2 protein-coding genes are annotated in these 22560 nt (G+C 32.1%); both read left to right on the top strand.

Translation table 11 applies throughout. The annotated features are described in order from the left end of the window. Positions 1 to 231: 231 nt before the first annotated feature. Positions 232 to 14490 carry a non-ribosomal peptide synthetase gene (locus tag CHB80_RS23810; RefSeq protein WP_089374032.1) on the top strand — a complete coding sequence of 4753 codons (14259 nt, stop codon included), beginning with the start codon at positions 232 to 234 and terminating at the stop codon, positions 14488 to 14490. Between the two features lie 219 nt (positions 14491 to 14709). Beyond that, positions 14710 to 22503, top strand: coding sequence for a non-ribosomal peptide synthetase (locus tag CHB80_RS23805; protein WP_089374031.1), 7794 nt, complete (start codon positions 14710 to 14712; stop codon positions 22501 to 22503). Positions 22504 to 22560 lie beyond the last annotated feature (57 nt).

Below are 22560 nucleotides of genomic sequence, written 5' to 3'. Positions count from 1 at the left end.
AAGATGTAAAATAATACCAGACGAAACTTTACAATATCCATTGTGAAGTTTTAGAATAATTATCAAAAAGAAATGGATGTAATCCTTAAAAATCTTTTTGGCCTGAACAGCTATTGTATACTTCAATAGTGAAGGTTTTTTCTACTTCAACATATTAGCTGATTAAACAAATAAAGTGTTAAGGCTAATGGACTTAATAGTGACTACAAAACGAAAAATTCTCAGATAGTGATGATCAACTTAATTAACAAATTAGAGCGTAAAAATATTTATATTTCATTAGTTGGAGATAAACTTGAATTGAGTTATGACGACGAGATTGATAATGAAATTCTACAAGAAATTAAAGCCAATAAAGAGGCATTAATTAAGTTTCTTAAGAAATATACTGACACTAAAAAGTATGAAGAAATTAAGGCTGTAGAAGAGCAGGCTAATTATCCTTTGTCTGACGCACAGAAAAGACTTTGGATCTTAAGTCAATTTGACAAAGGGTCTGTAGCTTATAATATGCCTTTAGATAGTGTGCTAGATGGAAATTATGACATCGAAAATTTCAAGAAAGCAATTGATGCTACAATCAATAGACATGAGATTTTAAGAACGGTATTTAGAGAAGATGCATCTGGAGAAATACGCCAGTGGGTTTTAGCTACAGAAGAATTAAACTTTACGATAGATTATCAAGATTTTAGAAATGAAAAAGATAAAAAAAGTAAAGCAGCAGCCTATATACAAGAAGATGCAGTTAAAGAATTTGATCTTGCTAATGGTCCATTAATTAGAGCATCTCTATTACAAACAGAAGATGACCAATATGTATTTTATTACAATATGCATCACATCATAAGTGATGGTTGGTCTATGGATATCCTGTCACGTGATGTCTTAGCATATTATACATCATATGAAACAGGTACACCTGTTAATTTACCAGAACTTAGAATACAGTATAAAGATTATGCTACTTGGCAATTATCACAATTAGAAGAAGCGTCTTCAAAAAAGCGTAGAGAATATTGGATGCAGCAATTTTCAGGAACACTGCCTGTTATAGATTTACCTGCTTCAAAAAAACGTCCAGCTGTTAAAACAAGTAATGGAAGACGTTTAGGAACGTATGTGTCAAAAGAAGTTACAGAAGCTTTAAAAGGGTTTTGTAAAGAAAACGGAGGAATCCTTTACATGGGGTTAATTACTACGTTCAATGCACTACTTTATAAGTATACTTCTCAAAAAGATTTTATCCTAGGAACACCTGTGGCAGGTAGAGATCATATGGATCTTGAAGACCAAATGGGATTCTATGTAAATACACTTGCATTACGTAATCAAATTGAAGAAGAAGATAATTTCCAGACCCTATTTGATCGTGTAAAAGAAACTACTTTAGGTGCCTATGAACATCAACAATATCCATTCGATAGACTTGTTGAAGATTTACAATTAAAGAGAGATTTAAGTCGTAGTGTGATCTTTGATATTATGGTATCTCTTCAGAATATTGGAGGCAATGAGGCTATTATTGATCCTCAAAAAGTTGATACGATTGTAGATTACGGGCAAGACGCTAGTAAGTTTGATATAGAAGTTAGTTTTAAAGAAATAGGGGGATGTTTAAGTTTTGAAACCAGATATAATACGGATATCTATAGTAAATCTATGATAGAGAGCTTCATGATGCATTTTAAACAATTGCTGTCAGAAGTAGTTTATCAACCTGAACAACTAATAGCTCAAATAGATTTTCTATCATCAGAAGAAAAGAAAATACTATTAAAAACATTTAATGAAACTCAAACTGATTACCCTAACAATGTGACTGTACTTGATGAGTTTTATCATCAAGTATCTAAAAATCCTCAGCATACAGCCATTCTATTTGAGGGGAAAGAGTTGACTTACAATGAGCTGGATGTAAAATCAAATCAGTTGGCTAATCTCTTATTAGAGAAAGGAGTTACTTCTGGACAATTACTTCCAATAAGCGTAAATCGTTCTATAGAAATGATTGTAGGAATACTAGGTGTTCTAAAAGCTGGAGCGACGTATGTTCCTATAGATCCATCGTATCCAGAGAGTAGAATACATTATATACTAGAAGATATTTCGTCAACATTACTATTAAGTACTACTACGCTAGCAGATACGTTTGATAAGATAGATGTTATTCATTTAGATACTATTGATTATGAGGAATATTCTGAAGTACGTCCTGAATTTGAAGTACAGCCTACTCAAAATGCATATGTTATTTATACATCTGGTACGACAGGAAATCCTAAAGGAACTCTAATATCTCACGGAGCATTATATAATTATATATGTTATGCTAGTAATAGTTATTCTCAAAAGAATCCTTTGCGATATATACTTTGTACATCATTCTCTTTTGATTTAACGATCACAACGCTTTTCACCCCTCTTGTAACGGGAGGTGTCATTGATATACTTCCTTCTTTTGAAAATCAAATAGAAGTACTAGAATTAGTTTCAAAAAGTGATTTTGATGTAATTAAGTTAACACCCTCTCAAGTAAATGTGCTTGTAGAAATGTTATTAAATGATACTCCTTATCAAGGTAAAGAACAAAAGACATTTATTATTGGAGGAGAAGCATTACAACCAGAAACTGTATCCTTATTATTCTCATATTATGGAGAAAAAGTTACGATATGGAATGAATATGGACCTACAGAGTCTACGGTAGGATGTATCAGTAATAAAATAGAAAGTCTTGAAAGTAATAGTACATCTATAGGAAAACCGACAGATAATATCTCTATTTATATCTTAAATGAAAATAAAGATCTTGCACCTATAGGAGTTATAGGAGAAATTTATATAGGAGGAAACCAATTAGCCAAAGGATATGTAAATCAACCTCAACTTACCAAAGAACGTTTTATTGAAAATCCATTTGTTACAGGAGAACGACTTTATAAAACGGGAGATTTAGGAAAATGGGCATTGGATGGAACGATAGATTTCTTAGGTAGAAAAGATGATCAAGTAAAAATAAGAGGATATAGAATAGAGCTAGGAGAGATAGAAAGTAAATTACTAGCTAAAGAGAGTATTAAAGAAGTTACGGTTCAAGTTTTTGAAATAAAAGGAGAAAAGCAACTAGCAGCTTATTTTGTATCAAATCAAGAAGAAGTTGTTTCAGAATTAAGAACATTCTTGTCAAAAGAGGTGCCTAACTATATGGTACCTGGGACATACGTGCAATTAGATTCAATGCCTCTAACAAATAATGGTAAAATAGATACCTCTAAGTTACCAGCTCTATCTGTAGAACAACTATCTAGTGAGGTTGAGTATGTGGCGCCTACTACAAATACAGAGAAAATAGTAGTGGGAGTATGGGAAGAATTACTTCATAGAAATCCAATTGGTCTTAATGATAACTTCTTTGATCTTGGAGGGCATAGTATTAAAATTGCTAAGTTGATTAATGTGTATCAAAAAATGTTTGGAGTAAAACTAGGGTTTAGTGAACTCTTTCAAAATACTTCATTGGTTTCTCATTTGGATTTAATTGCTAATTCAATAAAGTCAAAACATGAACCTATAGAGAAAGCTGAAATTGCAGAAAGCTACCCATTGTCAGATGCACAACATAGATTATGGGTTTTAAGTCAATTTGAAGAAAACTCGATAGCATATAATATGCCTACATACCACTTTTTGTCAGGTAATTATACACTAGAAAATCTTGAAAAGGCAATTAAGGCAACTATAGATAGACATGAGATTTTAAGAACTGTTTTTAGAGAAAATGAATCAGGAGCTATAAGACAATATATCCTGTCTAATGAAGAGGTGAACTTTGCTATTAACACATGTGATTTAAGAGATGTAACAGATCAAAAACAAGCTGTAGAAGACTTTGTTCAAAAAGATACCAATAGATTATTTGATTTAGAAAACGGACCATTATTAAGAGCAACCTTACTTCAATTATCAGAAGAGCAATATGTGTTCTATTATAATATGCATCATATTATTGGTGATGGTTGGTCTATGGATATACTTGTAAAAGATGTACTAGCTTTCTATGAAGCATTAGAAGCAGATGAAGAGCCATCAATAGCACCATTAAAAATTCAATATAAGGATTATGCAATTTGGCAATTAAAACAACTTGAAAAAGAAGACGTGAAAGAACAAAAGGAGTTCTGGCTGGGTCAATTTTCAGGAGAATTACCATTGCTAAACTTGCCTACCGCACAAAAACGCCCTTTGCTAAAAACTACAAATGGTAAATGTTTAGGAACGTATTTGTCTAAAGATCTTTCTAATCAATTAAAAGATTTTTGCCAAGATCAGGGCGGAAGTCTGTTTATGGGATTAGTAGCTTCATTAAATACATTATTCCATAGATATACTGCACAAGAAGATTTTATTATAGGAAGCCCAGTAGCAGGAAGAGATCATATTGATTTAGAAGATCAAATAGGATTTTATGTAAATACATTACCACTACGTAACCAAGTAAAACCTCTTGAAAGCTTTAAAACACTTTTTGAAAATGTAAAGCTAGCTACCTTAAAAGCATATGAATACCAACAATATTCATTTGATAGATTAGTAGAAGATTTAGACTTAAAAAGAGATGTGAGCAGAAGTGTACTTTTTGATGTGATGGTAAACCTAAATAATGTCAAAGACACAGAGACTCCACTAGTAACAGAAACATTAGATAGTATTGTAGACTATGGAGCTGTAGTTAGCAAGTTTGATATTGATTTTAGCTTTAAAGAAGTAGGAGAGTATATTTCACTTAGCGTGAAATATAACTCAGATGTGTACGATCAACATCTAATGGAGACCTTCATCAAACACTATAAACTATTATTAAACGCATTATTAGAGAACACCGACCAAAGTGTTGGATTAGTAGATTACTTATCTACCAAAGAAAAAGATATTCTAATTAATGAATTTAATGATACTTATAAAGAAAGTCTAGGAGATACGACTGTTTTAGATCTATTTGAAAAACAAGTAATAGAACAGCCTAATGCAGTAGCTGTTGTTTTTGAAAATACGCAAGTAACCTATAAAGAGTTAGATGAACGATCTAATCAAATAGCAAACTCTTTAGTTGAAAGCGGCCTAGAAAAAGAAACACTGGTTCCTATCTGTATCCATAGATCATTAGAAATGATTATTGGTATTTTAGGAATTATGAAGGCTGGAGGAGCTTATGTTCCTATAGACCCTAGTTATCCTAAAGCTAGAATAGATTTTATGCTGGAAGATTCAGGGGCAAAAATAATAGTTTCTCAGGCTTCACTTCTAGATGTTTTACAAACAGATCAAGAACACATTATTCTATGTGTAGATGACACTACAAGCTTAAGTTCTAAAACAGCTAAAGTAAATATTAATGTTACAGGTGAAAATCTAGCATATTCTATTTATACATCAGGAACTACAGGAACACCTAAAGGAGTTCTTGTAGAACATAAAGGGTTCATGAATTATATCGCTCATCAATTGCATTATTTTTCAATGACTAATGAAGAGAACGTTCTTCTTTTTTCCAACTATGTTTTTGATGCTTCTATCGAGCAAATTTTTATAAGCCTTTCTTCTGGAGCTACTTTATATATTCCAGAATATGATACGATCATGGATAGTGAAAAGATAGGTGCTTATTTAGAAGACCATTCGATTACGCATCTACATGCAACACCTAGTTTTCTTGAGTTAGTTCCAGAAAAGGAATACCCTAGCTTAAAACGTGTTGTTTCAGGAGGAGAAGCTTGTTCTGTAAACCTGGTAAACAAATGGAGAGACGGCATTGTATGTATTAATAAGTATGGACCTACAGAAGTAACCATTACAACATTAATGCACACGATAACTGCAGAAGATAAATTAGGAACAGTAATTCCTATAGGAAAGCCTATAGATAATACGTCCTGTTATATTCTTAGTGAGTCTGAGATGCTTGTACCGGTAGGAGTTATAGGCGAGTTATGTTTGTCTGGTACTCAAGTAGCGAGAGGCTATTTAAATCGTCCAGATCTAACGGCAGAAAAATTTGTCTTTAACCGCTTTCGCGAAAGCGGAAACCTATATAAAACTGGAGATTTAGCGAGATGGCTTCCTGACGGCTCTGTAGAATATATGGGCAGAAAAGACGATCAAGTAAAAATAAGAGGACACCGTATAGAACTAGCTGAAATCGAATTAAGACTAGAAGAACTTTCTGAGGTAGATCAAGTAGTTGTGATCGCAAAAGAAGGACCAAATGGCCTTAAGCGATTAGTTACCTATGTAGTAGGAGAGGCTTTTGATAAGCATAAAGCTGTAAAAGAACTAGCACAGAAACTACCAGAATATATGATTCCACAATTATATGTGGTATTAGACACATTTCCGCTTACTACCAATGGAAAAATAGATAAAAGGGCACTGCCAGAACCTGAGGACTTTACTAGTAGTTCAGAAAAATTTGTAGCTCCTCAAACTCATGAGCAAATTGTACTTGCTTCGATTTGGCAAGAAGTACTAGGAGTGAAAGAAGTGAGTATCTATGATAATTTCTTTTCTATGGGAGGAGATTCTATCATGGCAATTCAACTGGTGAGTAGAGCAAAAAAGAAAGGAGTTGTATTAAAAGTACGTGACATTTTTACGAATCAAACTATTTATGAAATTGCTAAAAACTTAAAAACAGATGTAACTGTTATTAGTGAACAAGGTATTTTAGAAGGTACTTCAGGATTATTACCTATACACCATTCTTTCTTTGAAAAAGAGTATGTCAATTATAACCACTATAATCAGTCTGTTTTATTGACACTCTCAAAAGATGTGGATGTTGCAATACTTACTAAGGCTGTAACATACCTTATGCAACAGCATGATGCATTGAGATTGAAATATGAAAAAACAGCTACAGGATATCAAGGAGTTTATCAAACAACAATTCCAGATATAGCTGTAAAATCGTTGCTAGATACAGATGATTCAATAGATGAAGAGATTACTCAAATATGTGAGTTTTATCAAGAAAATATAGCTATTGAAAAGGGCGATATTGCAAAATTTGTGATTATAGAAACCCCACCATCAGATGAGTTTAATAGACTCTTTATGGTGGCACATCATCTAGTAGTAGATGGAATTTCATGGCGTGTTTTAGTAGAAGATTTATCTTCTTATATAACCGCATTAATGTCTGGAAAAGAAGTGGTTTTAGAAGAAAAAACAACTTCATATAGACAATGGCAAGAACGATTAAAAGAATATGCAGATAGTAGAGAATTACTATCAGAACTTCCTTATTGGAAATCTATTATTGCAAAGACGAGTGTAATTCCACAAGATACTGCGTATGAGGAAGCTACAGTATATACAGAAACAGATACATTCAATATACAGCTTACTAAAGAAGAAACACAAAGCTTATTACAAGAGTGTCATCATGCTTATGGAACAGAGATTAATGACCTGTTATTAACAGCATTATCTGTAAGCCTATCAGAGTGGTCTGGAATGTCAGAAACAGTGATAGGACTTGAAGGACATGGTAGAGAAGATATTTTTGATGATGTAGATTTAAGTAAAACGGCTGGTTGGTTTACCTCATTATACCCTTTATTACTTAGTGATAAAAAAGAGTTGGCACTAACACTAGTAGAGACAAAAGAAGCATTAAGAGCTGTCCCTAATAAAGGTATTGGGTATGGTGTATTAAGGTATTTGTCTTCAGAAAAAGATGTAAGATCAGATCTTTCTAAAGATATAGAGCAAATTAAATTTAACTATCTAGGTCAGTTTGGAAATAACCAAAATGAAGAAGGGCTTTTTGATTTTGCGTTTGAGTCAAAAGGCAATGATATAGGAGCTGCTAATAAAATTTCAAGTAAACTTATTATTAACGGAAGCATTGTTCAAGATGTATTGCGATTTACATGGGTATACGATACTAATCGATATCATGAAGCTACTATTGCCACTATTGCAGATAGATTTAAAGCCTCTTTATTAGAAATAATCACTTTATGTACTTCTATAGATACTCCTATTGCCACACCGTATGATCATGGGTTGAATGGTCTTGTTACATATGATGAACTAAGCGCTTTTAAACAAAGTAACCATCCATATGCTATAGAAGATGTATATAAATTTAGTCCATTACAAGAAGGATTATTATTTCATAGTCTATACAATGAAGATGCAAATGCCTATGTAGTTCAGTTAAGTTTTGATATGGTAGGAGATTTGCAATTGGATTTCTTTAAAGAAGCATGGGAGTTATTATTGAAAAAGCATAGTACTCTTAGAACCTCTTTTTATTATGAAACGATGGGTGTTCCTGTTCAGTGCGTATATAACCATGTAGATATACCTATTACAGTTGTGTCTTATGAAGATAAGAGTAGTGGAGAGTTAGAGCAAGATATTGCTACGTTTCTAGAAGGAGATGCAAATACACCATTTGATCTAGAAGTACCACCATTATTTAGATTGACCTTACTCAAAATAGCAGATGATCGTACAAAATTAGTATTTACACATCATCACCTTCTTTTTGATGGCTGGTCGCTCCCAATTATTTTCTCAGAGTTTATTTCGTCGTATCAAACGTTAGTAGATAAAAAGACGTTACATACCAACGTAAAGAAAGATAATTACAAAGACTATATTAAGTATATACAATCGAAAGATCAAATACAGACACTTACGTATTGGGAAGATCACTTACAAGATTTAGAGGAGCCAACATTATTGCCTTTTATTAATAAAAAGAAGGATCGAAATAAGACATTTGGAAATCAGAATCTAATATTATCTAAGGGAAGTGATTATGTAAAACAATTAGAGTCTTTTGCACAATCTAATCATATTACAATTAATACGATTGTTCAAGGAGTATGGTCTTATTTATTATCACGTTACACAAGAAATTCAGTAGTTGCTTTTGGAACGGTTATTTCTGGACGCCCTACCGAAATAGAAGATATAGAAACTCGTGTAGGACTATATATCAATACCATTCCATTATGTACAGCAGTGCAAGATGATATGAAAGTTGTTGATTGGTTGGTAGATCTTCAAAAGAAGTATACCACATCGAGAGAAGAATACGGTCATTCTTCATTATCTCAAATTCAAAAAGTGAGTGCTGTTTCTGGCGAATTGTTTGATAGTATGATGGTGTTTGAAAATTACCCTGTAGAATCTATCCAGTCTGTTAAAACAGATTTGGCAATAGAAAATATTAAAGGGAAAGAACAAACTAATTATGCATTAACCCTTGCTATAGGTCATGCTTCTGAGAGAGAATTATCCATAGATTTTGGATATAATTCAACGTTGATTTCAGAAGAAGATATCAAAAGAATTCATGCGCATTTTAATGAATTATTAGATAGTATTATCCAATCTAATACGGTAGAAGAATTAAACTATTTGACAACTTCAGAAAGAAAAGAGTTATTAGAAGATTTTAATGCTACGGGTACTGATTATAACCTGGAACAAACAGTGTTAGATTTATTCTTAGAAAATGTAAATCAGTATCCTGATGAAATAGCGTTGCTTTTTGAAGATACTCAATTAACTTTTAAAGAACTAGATGTAAAAACAAATCAACTAGCTAATTTCCTTGTGGAACAAGGCGTTGAAAAGGAAAATTTAATTCCAATATGTATTGACCGTTCATTAGAAATGGTTATAGGTATTCTAGCTATTTTAAAAGTAGGAGGGGCTTATGTTCCTATTGATCCTAGATATCCTCAAGAACGTATACAATATATCCTAGAAGATACTCATGCAAAATTAGTAGTAAGTAGTAAAGAACATGCGAGTGCAATTCAAGTATTACCTGTAGTTTGCTTAGATGATTTTACATATGAGTCTTATGCTACTACTTTCTCAGGAGATGAAATTTTACCTAATCAATTAGCCTATTGTATATATACTTCAGGAACAACCGGTAATCCAAAAGGAGTATTAAATGAGCATCAAGCATTAGTAAATCGTTTGTTATGGATGCGTGATGAATTAACTATTGATACGGCATCTGTAATTCTACAAAAAACCACTTATACTTTTGATGTATCTGTATGGGAATTAATAATGCCATTAATAGTAGGTTGTAAGATGGTACTTGCGCGACCAGAAGGGCATAAGGATCCTAGTTATATGCAAGATGTTATAGAAGGAAAAGAGGTTACGATTGTTCATTTTGTACCGTCAATGTTAGGAATGTTCCTGGAAGATTTGGGAGCTGGAAGATGTCAAGAATTACAACATATTGTATGTAGTGGAGAAGCATTATCATCAGCGTTAGTATCTAAAACGAAAGAAAAATTAGGAACTACGCGTATCCATAATTTATATGGACCTACAGAAGCTGCGATAGATGTTACTTCGGTAGATTTAACATTTGTAGATACAGAAAAACTAGGAGTAACGATAGGAAGTCCTGTTGCAAATACACAATTATATATTGTAAATAAAGCAATGGAAATACAACCTGTAGGTGTTGCTGGAGAATTATTGATAGGCGGTGTTCAGGTAGCGAGAGGCTATTTAAATCGTCCGGAATTAACAGCAGAAAAATTTGTCTTTAACCGCTTTCGCGAAAGCGGAAACCTATATAAAACCGGAGATTTAGCAAGATGGCTTCCAAACGGGTCTATAGAATACCTAGGGAGAATTGATAGACAGGTTAAAATACGTGGATATCGAATTGAACTTGGAGAAATAGAAAACCAATTAGAACAATTACCTACCCTAAAACAGGCGGTAATAGTAGCTAAAGAAAATGAGTATGGAAGTAAGCAATTAGTAGCCTATGTGATCAATGAAAATGATTTTAATGAAAAAGAAACGATTGCTACTCTTAAAGAGAATCTTCCAGAGTATATGGTACCACAAGTATTTGTTAAACTGGATAGTTTCCCATTAACAGCAAATGGAAAGATCAATACAAAAGCACTTCCTGATCCTGAAACTTCTGATTTAAGTTTTGAAGAATATGTAGCACCTGCTACTCCTATACAGGAACAATTGGCTACTATTTGGCAAGAAGATCTTAAAATAGAAAAAATAGGAATTAAGGATAATTATTTTATGCTAGGAGGTGATTCTATAAAGATGATTCGTTTGGTAAGTAAAATAAAGAAGTCTTTCAATATTCAATTCCCAATAGCATCGTTTTATGAAAATCCAACGATCGAAGATTTATCCTTATTCATAGAAGAGTTTTCACAGGACAATACAAGTAATTATGAAGCATTGGTAGAGGAAGCAAAGACTTCATTAGAGGCTTTTGAATATGATGTTTTAAAGGATCATCCGTTAGCGAGTACAATTGCTAATGTATATCCATTAAGTGATATACAATTAGGAATGATTGTGACAAGCCAGTTAATGAGAAATAATGGCGAGTTAGGAATCTATCATGATCAATTTTTGTTTCAATTAGCATTACTAGATATTGAATTGTTAAAACAAGCCATGCGTTTATTGGTTAATAAGCATGAAACGCTAAGAACTTCATATCATTTATCTGACTATGAACAACAAGTTCAAATTATCTATAATGAAATTCCTATTGAAATCAATTCTGAAGACTTGAGAACTATTGAGGATAAGAAAGGAAGAGAAAACTACATTCAAGGTTTTTTAACAAATGAACGAGAAAACCATCCTTTTGATGTTACAAAAGCACCATTATGGCGAATTAACCTGTTTCAAATAAATGAGACTGAAATCATTTTTGTATTCCAATTCCATCATGCAATACTAGATGGATGGAGTGAAAAAAATATAAGAAAAGAACTATTTGAAATATATGAGTCATTAAAGGTAGATGAGAATTACCGTCCTATGCCTTTAAAATGTAGCATGGAAGATAGTATTATTTCAGATATTTTAGAACGAAAAAATGAGCGTAATATCACGTACTGGAAAAGTAAAATGACTAATTATAATAGATTAGACATATTTACAAATGAAAATCAAACAGATTCAGTATCTAAGGGATACGGTAAAGAATTTAAAGATAATATCCTGAAAAAGTGTACAGAAAATGGAATTACTCTGAAGGCACTTTTCTTTAGTGGTTATGTGTATTGTTTAAGTATGTTATCTTCAAAAAAGGATGTTACTGTAGGGATGGTTTCACATAGAAGACCTTTTGTTGAAGATGGAGATAAGTTAATGGGTTGCTTTTTAAATACGGTGCCTTTTAGATTTAAAAATGAGTTTTCAAAAGAATCTTCTTGGTTAGATTATATCAAGGCAATAGAAATAGAGCTTCAAGAATTGAAAGGGAAGGATCGTATTTCTTTACTTGATATTTCACAATTAGTAGATGAGAACACGATAGATGAAAATCCATTTTTTGACACCATATTTAATTATGTAGATTTCCATGTTTTACACGAATTGATTGAAGATGAAAAGTTTATAGCAACACAATCTGATCGTGAAAATGAAAGTTTTTCACATGAGAGTTTTGAGACTACGAATACATTTTTAGATGTTAGTGTAAACTTAACAGGTGATTTTTGTTCTATTACAATTAAGAATAAAAGGATGCTTAGATCAAATCATACATTGAAGGATCTAATGGTGTATTATGATAATTTCTTACAGGCATTTTTAAAGTGTTCAGATAATAAAATAAATACATTAGATATCATTCCTGAAGCAGAACAGCATAAGCTTTTAGAAGAATTTAATACTACAAAGGTTGAATTTCCTTCAGATAAAACGGTCATTGATTTATTTAGTGATCAAGTATTAAAAACGCCAGATGCAATTGCTTTAGTTTTTGATAACAAGGAATTTACATACAATGATGTAGATGTTTTATCAAATCAATTAGCAAACTATCTATTATCTAAGTATGCTATTGGATTGGAAGATTTAATAGCTGTAAAACTAGAAAGAAGTGAGTGGTTAGTGATTTCATTATTAGCAGTATTAAAGTGTGGTGCAGCGTATGTGCCTATTGATCCTAATTATCCAGAGCAAAGAATTAAGTATATAGAAGATGATAGTAATTCTAAAATTACAATTACTACAAGTTTACTAGATGCTTTTAATGACGTAGATGGGCTTTCAGAAGAACGTCCAGATATCAATATGTCTTCGTCTAATTTAGCATATATCATATACACGTCTGGATCTACAGGGAAGCCTAAAGGTGTCATGATTGAGCATAGAAGTCTTGTCAATTTATGTTACTGGCATATCAATGAGTATCAGTTAGACACATCTAGTCGAAGTACATTATTTGCTGGAATTGGTTTTGATGCATCCGTTTGGGAGATTTATCCATACTTGCTATCTGGAGGATCATTATATCCTATTGCAGATAAAAATGTTAGATATAATATCAATCTTCTTGTAGATTTTCTAAATGATAATGCGATAACACATGCATATTTGCCAACAAAAATATGTGAAGAATTTGTTGCCCAAAAAGTGGACTTACAAAACACAAAAATTGTCACCGGAGGAGAAGCATTGAGACTTCCTAATGAGCCTATAAACTTGAATATTTATAATAATTATGGGCCTTCTGAAAATACAATTGTTACCACTTCATTTGATCTTATAGACCGAACAGGAGAAGTAATTCCTATTGGTCGACCTATTTCTAATACAGAGGTATATATTCTATCAGAAGATTTAGAATTACAACCTATAGGTGTAGAAGGAGAACTTTGTATTTCTGGAGAAGGTTTGTCAAGAGGTTACTTATATCGAGAAGAGTTGACTTCAGACAAATTTGTTGCACATCCATTTAAAAAAGGAGAACGTTTATATAAAACGGGTGATTTAGCACGATGGTTATCAGATGGTACTATAGAATATATTGGAAGAAATGATGATCAGTTAAAGATCAGAGGATATAGAGTAGAGTTAGGTGAAATAGCGAATCATTTAGCCTTAAAAGAGAGTGTCAGTAAAGTAGCGATTGTTACTGAAAATGAAGGTGTAGGGAAGCAAATTGTAGCCTACTTTGTATCTGAGGTAGAAGAAGACGTTAACGAATTAAATATGTTTTTGTCAGAAAGTCTTCCTGATTATATGATACCAGATGTTTATATTCAGTTAGACACAATTCCATTGAACGAGAATGGTAAATTAGATAAGGATGCATTAGCCCAAATAAAAGGGGTGAAATTATCTAAAGAAATTCCATATGTAGCTCCAGAAAATGATATTCAAGAAAAATTAGCATCCATATGTCAAGAGTTGTTACAGAGAGAGCGTATAGGAATTCGAGATAATTTCTTTATGCTAGGAGGTAATAGTCTTAGAGCAATTCAATTTACATCAAGAGTAAGTAAAGAATTCAATGTGAAAATTGACTTTGTTACTTTATTTAGTAATCCTACTATTGAAAAATTGGCATCAGAAATAGAAAATTCTTTATGGGCTAATAATGACCTGTTTGTAGAAGAAGAGGTTAGTGACTTTGAGAATATTTCTATTTAGAAACAGACATCGAAAGAGGTCAATTTTTCTTTTTGTTTCATGAATTTCAGATGTCTTTAAAAGACAAAACCTGATTCCTAATTAATTTTTAAAAACCTGTGGGGTTTTGCATTTTTAAAAATGCAAAGTGCCATAACTCCATGGGTTTATGTAAGCGATTTATGACTTTGTAATTGAAGTTATAGACATGATTTTTGATAAACTTTTAATAAACCTTCTATGATAAGCAATTTAATAAATAAGTTAAAGAGACTTAATGTCAAGATACATGTAGTTAATGCAAAATTAGATATTCAAGCTCCTAAAGGAGTGATTAATGCTTTGTTATTAGAGGAAATCAAACTACATAAAGAGGATCTTATCAACTTTATTAATACATATAAAGACAAAAAAGTAGATCATCTTACGATTAAGCCTACTGAAGAAAAAGCATCATACCCGATGTCATCTGCTCAAAAGAGACTATGGATATTAAGTCAAATTCCAGAAAATTCAATAGCATACAATATGCCGTTTTACAAAGTATTGGACGGTAGCTATGACATCAAAAGTTTTAAGAAAGCAATTCATAAGACTATAGATAGACATGAGATTTTAAGAACTGTTTTTAAAGCAAATGAAGAAGGGCAAGTGGAACAACATATCGTATCTAGAAAGAATCTTGGATTTAAAGTAGCCTACATTGATCTTGTAGATGCAGACAATCAAAATGCAAAGGTTAAAGAGTATATGCAGGCAGATACGAATAAGGCATTTGATTTAGAAAATGGACCGCTTTTTAGAGCAACTTTAATCCAGATGAGTCAAGATAAATATATCTTCTATTATAATATGCATCATATTATAAGTGATGGATGGTCTATGGATGTATTGGTAAAAGATGTTTTTACATATTATACTTCTTTTGTAACTGGGAGCTTGCCAAAATTACCAGAGCTCAGCATACAATACAAAGACTATGCTGCATGGCAGTTAGCTTCAGAAAACACCGAATCATATAAAGAAGATCAGGCATATTGGTTAGATCAATTTTCTGGTGAATTACCTGTACTAGAATTAGCAGTAACAAAAAAGCGACCTTTATTAAAAACAAATAATGGAAGACGTTTAGGAACATATATTTCTAAAGAAGTAACTCAAAATTTAAAAACATTCTGTCAAGAAAATGGTGGAAGTTTATTCATGGGGCTTTTGGCAAACTTAAATGTGCTGTTCCATAAATATACTTTGCAAGAAGATTTTATTATTGGAACGCCAATGGCAGGTAGAGATCATTTAGATCTAGAAAATCAAATTGGATTTTACATCAATACACTAGCCTTAAGAAACACTGTACATCCTGAAGATGGCTTTAAAACACTTTTTGAAACTATAAAAAGTACAACCCTTAAAGGCTATAAGCATCAGCAATTTCCTTTTGATAAATTGGTAGAGGATTTAAAGCTAAAAAGAGATAGTAGTAGGAGTGCCATTTTTGATGTTATTATGTCTTTACAGAATGTAAATAATAATGCGGCACCAAGAACACCTCATACTGTTGTAACTGATTATGGAGTCACAAACTGTAAGTTTGATATAGAAGTCACTTTTCAAGAAATTCAAGATCATATTTCATTTCAAATAACCTATAACACAGATGTATATGATCAAGAAATGATAGATGGGTTGTTGAGACATTATAAGCAATTACTGAGTAGTCAGTTAAATTCACCAGAGCAACGTCTAGAGGCTCTTCATTATCTTTCGTCAAATGAGAGTCAACAATTATTAGAGGAATTTAATGAAACTGATCGTAATGTTTCAAAGGGTTGCTCTGTATTGGATTTGTTTTTGAAACAAGTAGTAGAAGTGCCTAATAAAACGGCATTAACTTGTGAAAACACTAAAATGTCTTTCAAAACCTTAGATGAAAAATCAAATCAAATAGCCCACTATTTACAAAGTAAAGGAGTAAAGCAAGGAGATATTATTCCAGTTTCTATGGATAAGTCTATAGAAATGATGGTTGGGATATTAGCTATACTTAAAGCTGGAGCTGCATACCTTCCAATTGATCAGAAATATCCTAAAGAAAGGATTAATTATATGCTTAAAGATTCTAGTGCTAGAATCATATTGACACAATATAACCTTGCAGCTCTTTTTTCTGAAGAGAATGCTATAGAAGAGATTTATGTAGATAACTTAAATCCTGAAGTAGCTACATATCCTATTACTAAGACGAATATTGTACGTACTCCAAATGACCTGGCATATGTAATATATACTTCAGGTACAACAGGGCTTCCAAAAGGAGCAATTGTTCCAGATAGTGGAATTGTTAGGTTAAGTAAGCTATCAAATATAGCAATAGAGAGAGAGGTTACAATTTTACACCAATCTTCGATTTCTTTTGATGCAGCCACATTTGAAATTTGGTATGCCTTATTAAATGGAGGAGAATTAGTGCTATATCCATATAAAGAAATGGACTTGAAAGTGCTGAATCAGATTGTAAGAGATGCTAATGTAAATACACTGCTTTTTACTGCGGCATTGTTTGATCAATGGGCGCTTGAAGATATCGAAGACCTTCCTTTGGAGTATGTTTTGGCAGGAGGAGATATACTGAGTCCAAAAACAATTAGTACGATATATTCAAAAATACCAGGAGTAAAAGTCATCAATGGATATGGGCCTACAGAAAACACAACGTTTACATGTTGCTATGAAGTGCCATATGCTACAGATATAGAAAGAGCGATACCCATTGGAAAACCTTTAATAGGAACTAAAGTATATGTTCTTAATAATAACCTGTCATTATGCCCAATTAATGGAGTGGGAGAATTATATACATCAGGAGAAGGATTGTTTTTAGGATATCTTAATAAACCAGAACTAACTGCAGAACGATTAATTAAGAGTCCGTTCAATCAAAATAAAAAATTATATAAAACAGGAGATTTAGTGAGATGGCTTCCTGATGGAAATATAGAATTTTTAGGAAGAGCCGATCAACAAGTAAAAATAAGAGGGTATAGAATTGAATTAGGAGAAATAGAAAGTCAACTAGCGCTAAAAGAGAGCATAGATGGAGTGGTTGCAAAAGTTATTGAAACCGAAAATGATAAAAAAATCGTAGCATATTTTGTATCCAATAAAGAAGAAACTATAGCTGAATTACGCGAGTTTTTATCTAATAGAATTCCAAAATATATGGTGCCTTCATCGTTTGTGCAATTGGAATCTATTCCAATGACAACAAATGGTAAGGTTGATAAACGTGCATTACCTAATCCTAAAGATCTAAACTTATCTAGTGGGGTTGAATATGTAGCTCCTACTAGTGATATAGAAAAGAGTATAGCAAATATTTGGGAAGCGTTATTAGATAGAAATCTTGTAGGAGTAAGAGATGACTTTTTTGAATTAGGTGGACATAGTATTACACTGGGAACATTGATTAATACCTATCAAAAAGAGTTTAATGTAAAATTGAACTTTAAAGATTTGTTTGAAAATACAACATTGATTGCTCACGCAAATTTAATCTCTGATTCAGTAAAATTAACCTATGAAGAGATTGAGAAAACTCCTGTCGCAGAAAACTATCCATTATCAGATGCCCAACGTAGACTTTGGGTGTTGAGTCAGTTTAATGAAAACTCAATAGCATATAATATGCCATCACAAAAAGTTCTTGTTGGAAATTATAACATAGAAAAACTTCAAAAAGCAATTTATGCAACTATAGATAGACATGAGATTTTAAGAACTGTTTTTAAGGAAAATAGAGATGGAGAAATTAGGCAATGGGTACTTGCAAAAGAAGAGCTGGACTTTAATGTTAATTATTTTGACCTCCGTGATATAGAAGATCAAGAGTCATATACTAAAGAGTACATTCAGAAAGAATCAACATCAGTATTTGATTTAGAAAATGGACCATTAGTAAAAGTCTCTTTATTTCAATTGTCAGATGATACGTGTATTTTTTATTACAATATGCATCATATCATAAGTGATGGTTGGTCATTAGGAATATTGGCTAGGGATGTTATGACATATTATAATGCCTATATCTCTGGTAGTAATCCACAATTACCGGAACTTAGAATACAATATAAAGACTACTCGGTTTGGCAATTAGCACAATCAAATCATGAGTCATATCAGAAAAATCAATCATTTTGGTTAGATCTTCTTAAAGGAGAATTACCAATAATTGATTTACCTTCAACAAAAAAACGTCCTGTTGTAAAAACAAATAGAGGAAAACGTTTTGGGACCTATTTATCTAAAAAGACATCAAGTGATTTAAAGTCTTTTTGCCAAGATAGAGGAGGTAGTCTTTTCATGGGACTTATCGCTTCAATAAATGCATTATTATGTAGATATACTTCTCAAGAAGACTTTATTATAGGAAGTCCAGTTGCAGGTAGAGATCATATTGATTTAGAAAATCAAATAGGGTTTTATCTAAATATGATCGCTTTAAGAAATAAAGTCAATGCAGGAAATGATTTTAATACCCTTTTTGATGAGGTTAGAGTATCCGTACTAGACGCATATGAACATAAACAATATCCTTTTGATCGTTTAGTAGAAGACTTAGAATTGCAACGTGACGTAAGTAGAAGTGCTATTTTTGATGTAGTCGTAATGCTTCAAAATGTAGGCGAGAAATTACAAGAATCTGAGATAGCAAACGAGCATACAAATACGATTACCCCTTTAGGGAATTCAATTTCTAAATTTGATATAGAATTTAATTTTGAAGAAGTAGGAGATTATATTTCGTTTCAAATCAACTATAATACAGATGTATATGATGAAGACATCATTGTAGGGTTTATGAAACATTATAAAGCATTTCTTGAAGAAGTGCTTACATCACCAAACATACAAATAAGTAGTGTAGATTATATTTCTCAAATAGAAAAAAGACAATTACTACAAGAATTTAATAACAACAAGATAAGTGACTTACATCAAACAACTATTTTAGATTTATTTTCAAACACTGTAGTAACAAATCCAGAAAATATAGCGTTAGTCTTTGGAGATAAGAAAATGACATACAAAGAGCTGGATGAGGTTTCAAATAGCTTAGCAAATTATCTTCTGTCAAAACATGCTATCCAAGTAGAAGATTTTGTAGGAATTAAATTAGATCGTAATGAATGGTTAGTGATTTCATTACTTTCTGTATTAAAAGCAGGAGCAGCTTATGTTCCTATTGATCCTACATATCCAGCAGATAGAATGGAGTATATTGAGAAAGATGCTAATTGTAAGGTGGTCATTGATCAAAACTTAATACTCAATTTTGAAGCAAATAATACGCAAGATTTAGTAGCGTCTGTACAAGTAAAACCTGAAAACTTAGCCTATGTAATTTATACTTCTGGATCTACAGGAATGCCTAAAGGCGTAATGATTGAACATAGAAGTGCAGTTTCATTTTTAAATAATTTAGATACTCAATTAGGATTTAAAAACCATACGGTTGTAGCAGGAACAACAAATATGGTATTTGATATTTCTTTCTTAGAGATATTTGGTAGCTTATGTAGCGGAAGACAATTAGTCTTATTCTCTACAGAACAACTCATATCTCCAGAATTATTTATGACTCACTTGTATATGCATCAAGTAGAAGTATTACAAGTAACCCCATCTAGGTTGAGTCAGATATCTGAGATCTTAATATCATCTCCATCACCATATCTAAAACAATTATTAATAGGAGGAGAGCCTTTTCCAAAAACGGTATATGATGCTATAGATGCATTCTCAACCTTAGATATTATAAATGTTTATGGTCCTACTGAAACGACCATATGGAGTACAAGTTTACATATCAATTCAAGTAACTATTTAAGTATAGGAAAACCATTAATAAATGAAGAGATCTATATTCTTTCTGATACCTTAGAGATTCAACCTATAGGTGTTGTTGGGGAACTTTGTATTTCTGGAGATGGTCTAGCCAGAGGATATTTAAATAGAGAAGCACTTACAAATGAAAAATTCATTGATAACCCATATCGTGAAGGAAGTAAAATGTATAAAACAGGTGATTTAGCAAGATGGAGATCAGATGGAAATATAGAATATATACGCCGTAAAGATGATCAAGTAAAAATTAGAGGACACCGTATAGAACTTGGCGAAATAGAAAACACGCTTCTTAAACAAGAAGGTGTAGCGCAGGCTATAGTTCTCATTAAAGAAAATGATACAGAGAAATGTATTGTAGCCTATGTAAAAGGGGAAACAATAGAAACAGATACAATTCGTCTCAAACTTGCGGCCTTTTTACCAAGCTATATGCTACCAAGTTACTTTATAAACGTAGAAGCAATGCCACTAAATGCAAGTGGAAAAATTGATAAGAAAGCATTACTAGCGATCGATCTTGTAACTACTTCTTCAAAAAAATATGTAGCCCCGCGCACAGAAGAAGAAAAGCTAATTGTCTCTATTTGTGAACGTATATTAAAAAGAGAAAACATAAGTATAAAGGAAAGCTTTTATAGTATAGGAGGAGATTCATTAAAAATAATTCAATTAATGAATCAATTGAGAAACGAAGGATATCTGGTGAAAGTAGAACAAATATTTAAAACACCAGATCTTGAAGGATTAGCTAATATTCTTATAAAACAATCAACTCCTTTACATATACAAGAAGAATATGTGCAAGGTATTTTAAAACCTAAAGGAATAATTAATGAGAAGAAGAAGTATTGGGAAGTAGGTGATGAGATACAAGTTTCTGAGAACCAAAAATACCTGATGAAGTTTAAAAATTCTGAAGGATTTATAGGACCTTTCAAAATACCACGCCGTAAGAGTAAAACTATTGAATTAGAATTACGTAAGTTTCTAAGTAATTTCCCAGCACTTACGATTCAATTTATACGTAAAGAAGATGGTGTTTATCAGCGATATGTGTCTCCAAAAGAATTTAAAATCGCAATTTATGAGAAGAAGGTAGACCGTAAGACTACCTTAGGAATAGGTGAAATTATAACAAATGAAATTCCTTTAATACCCTATGACTTTTTTGGAGGAGAGTTGCTACGACTTTTTATGTTCCATAAAGGGAAAGAGACCTACTTCCAGATAGCAATTAGTCATGCAATAGCAGATTTAGATTCTTGCAGAATCCTAAAAAATATGTTAGGTGAATTTATGGGGAATAAAGGTGTTATAAAACACCCATATGATGTTTCTAATTTTGACTTTGCTGTGTGGCAACAAAAATACCTCATATCAGAATCAGGACTAGAACACCGATACTTTTGGATAAATAATTTAAAAGAGATGCATTTAGAATCTGATACGAATCTTAAAACATCAAAATTAAAAGAATACAAGTATTTAAAAACTAAAACCAAAGGGATAAAGCATACTGAGCAAAAAGTAGTCATCACTGGTTCAAGATTTAAACAAATCTTAAAAACTGCAAAAGAACTAAAAGTTCCTTTACCAGGATTGTTTATGGGATTCCATCAATATCTAGCAAGTAGATTTTTTAAGAATGCCATACATTTTCAAACAATAACGGTTACGGGAAGAGAAAATGTGCTTAACGGATTTGATGCTTCAAAAGTGATAGGCGCCATTAATAATGCGATTCTGTTACGATTAATTCCTCAAGTAAATAATAGTTTTTATACCACATCTCAAGAGGTGTTTATAAATTATCTTAAAGCCAGAGAACATCAGGCAATACCTTATGAGACGATACGAAAAGATTTCTTTAATGAAACAAAAATCGATATTGATCTGTGTAAAACAGGAGGGGTTAATTTTCAAAAAATACCAGGAGCTCTTGATGAAAAGAACTCAGGAGTTTTGATAAAGAATAATCAAACTCTTTCTAAGAATCATCCATTAGATATCATTTGCAAACAACGTGATAATGGAATTGAAATTAGTGTTGTTTATGAAGAAAATACACAACATTCTTTCAAACTAGATGAGGTCCTGGATAATGTGTTTAATAAAATTAGCATCTAACACTAGCTATTCTCTAGCATAAAATCAAAGTACTATTCTTTCTTTATACGCTTTCGC

The organism is Dokdonia pacifica (assembly GCF_900188275.1).
In the GTDB taxonomy this organism is placed as follows: Bacteria; Bacteroidota; Bacteroidia; order Flavobacteriales; family Flavobacteriaceae; genus Dokdonia; species Dokdonia pacifica.
The sequence above is the reverse complement of the archived record's forward strand: the minus strand, read 5'-3'. Positions and strand labels throughout refer to the sequence as shown.

Coding starts and splice junctions, on each gene's coding strand:
- CHB80_RS23810 (WP_089374032.1), top strand. CDS start 232: ATGATCAACTTAATTAACAAATTAGAGCGTAAAAATATTTATATTTCA.
- CHB80_RS23805 (WP_089374031.1), top strand. CDS start 14,710: ATGATAAGCAATTTAATAAATAAGTTAAAGAGACTTAATGTCAAGATA.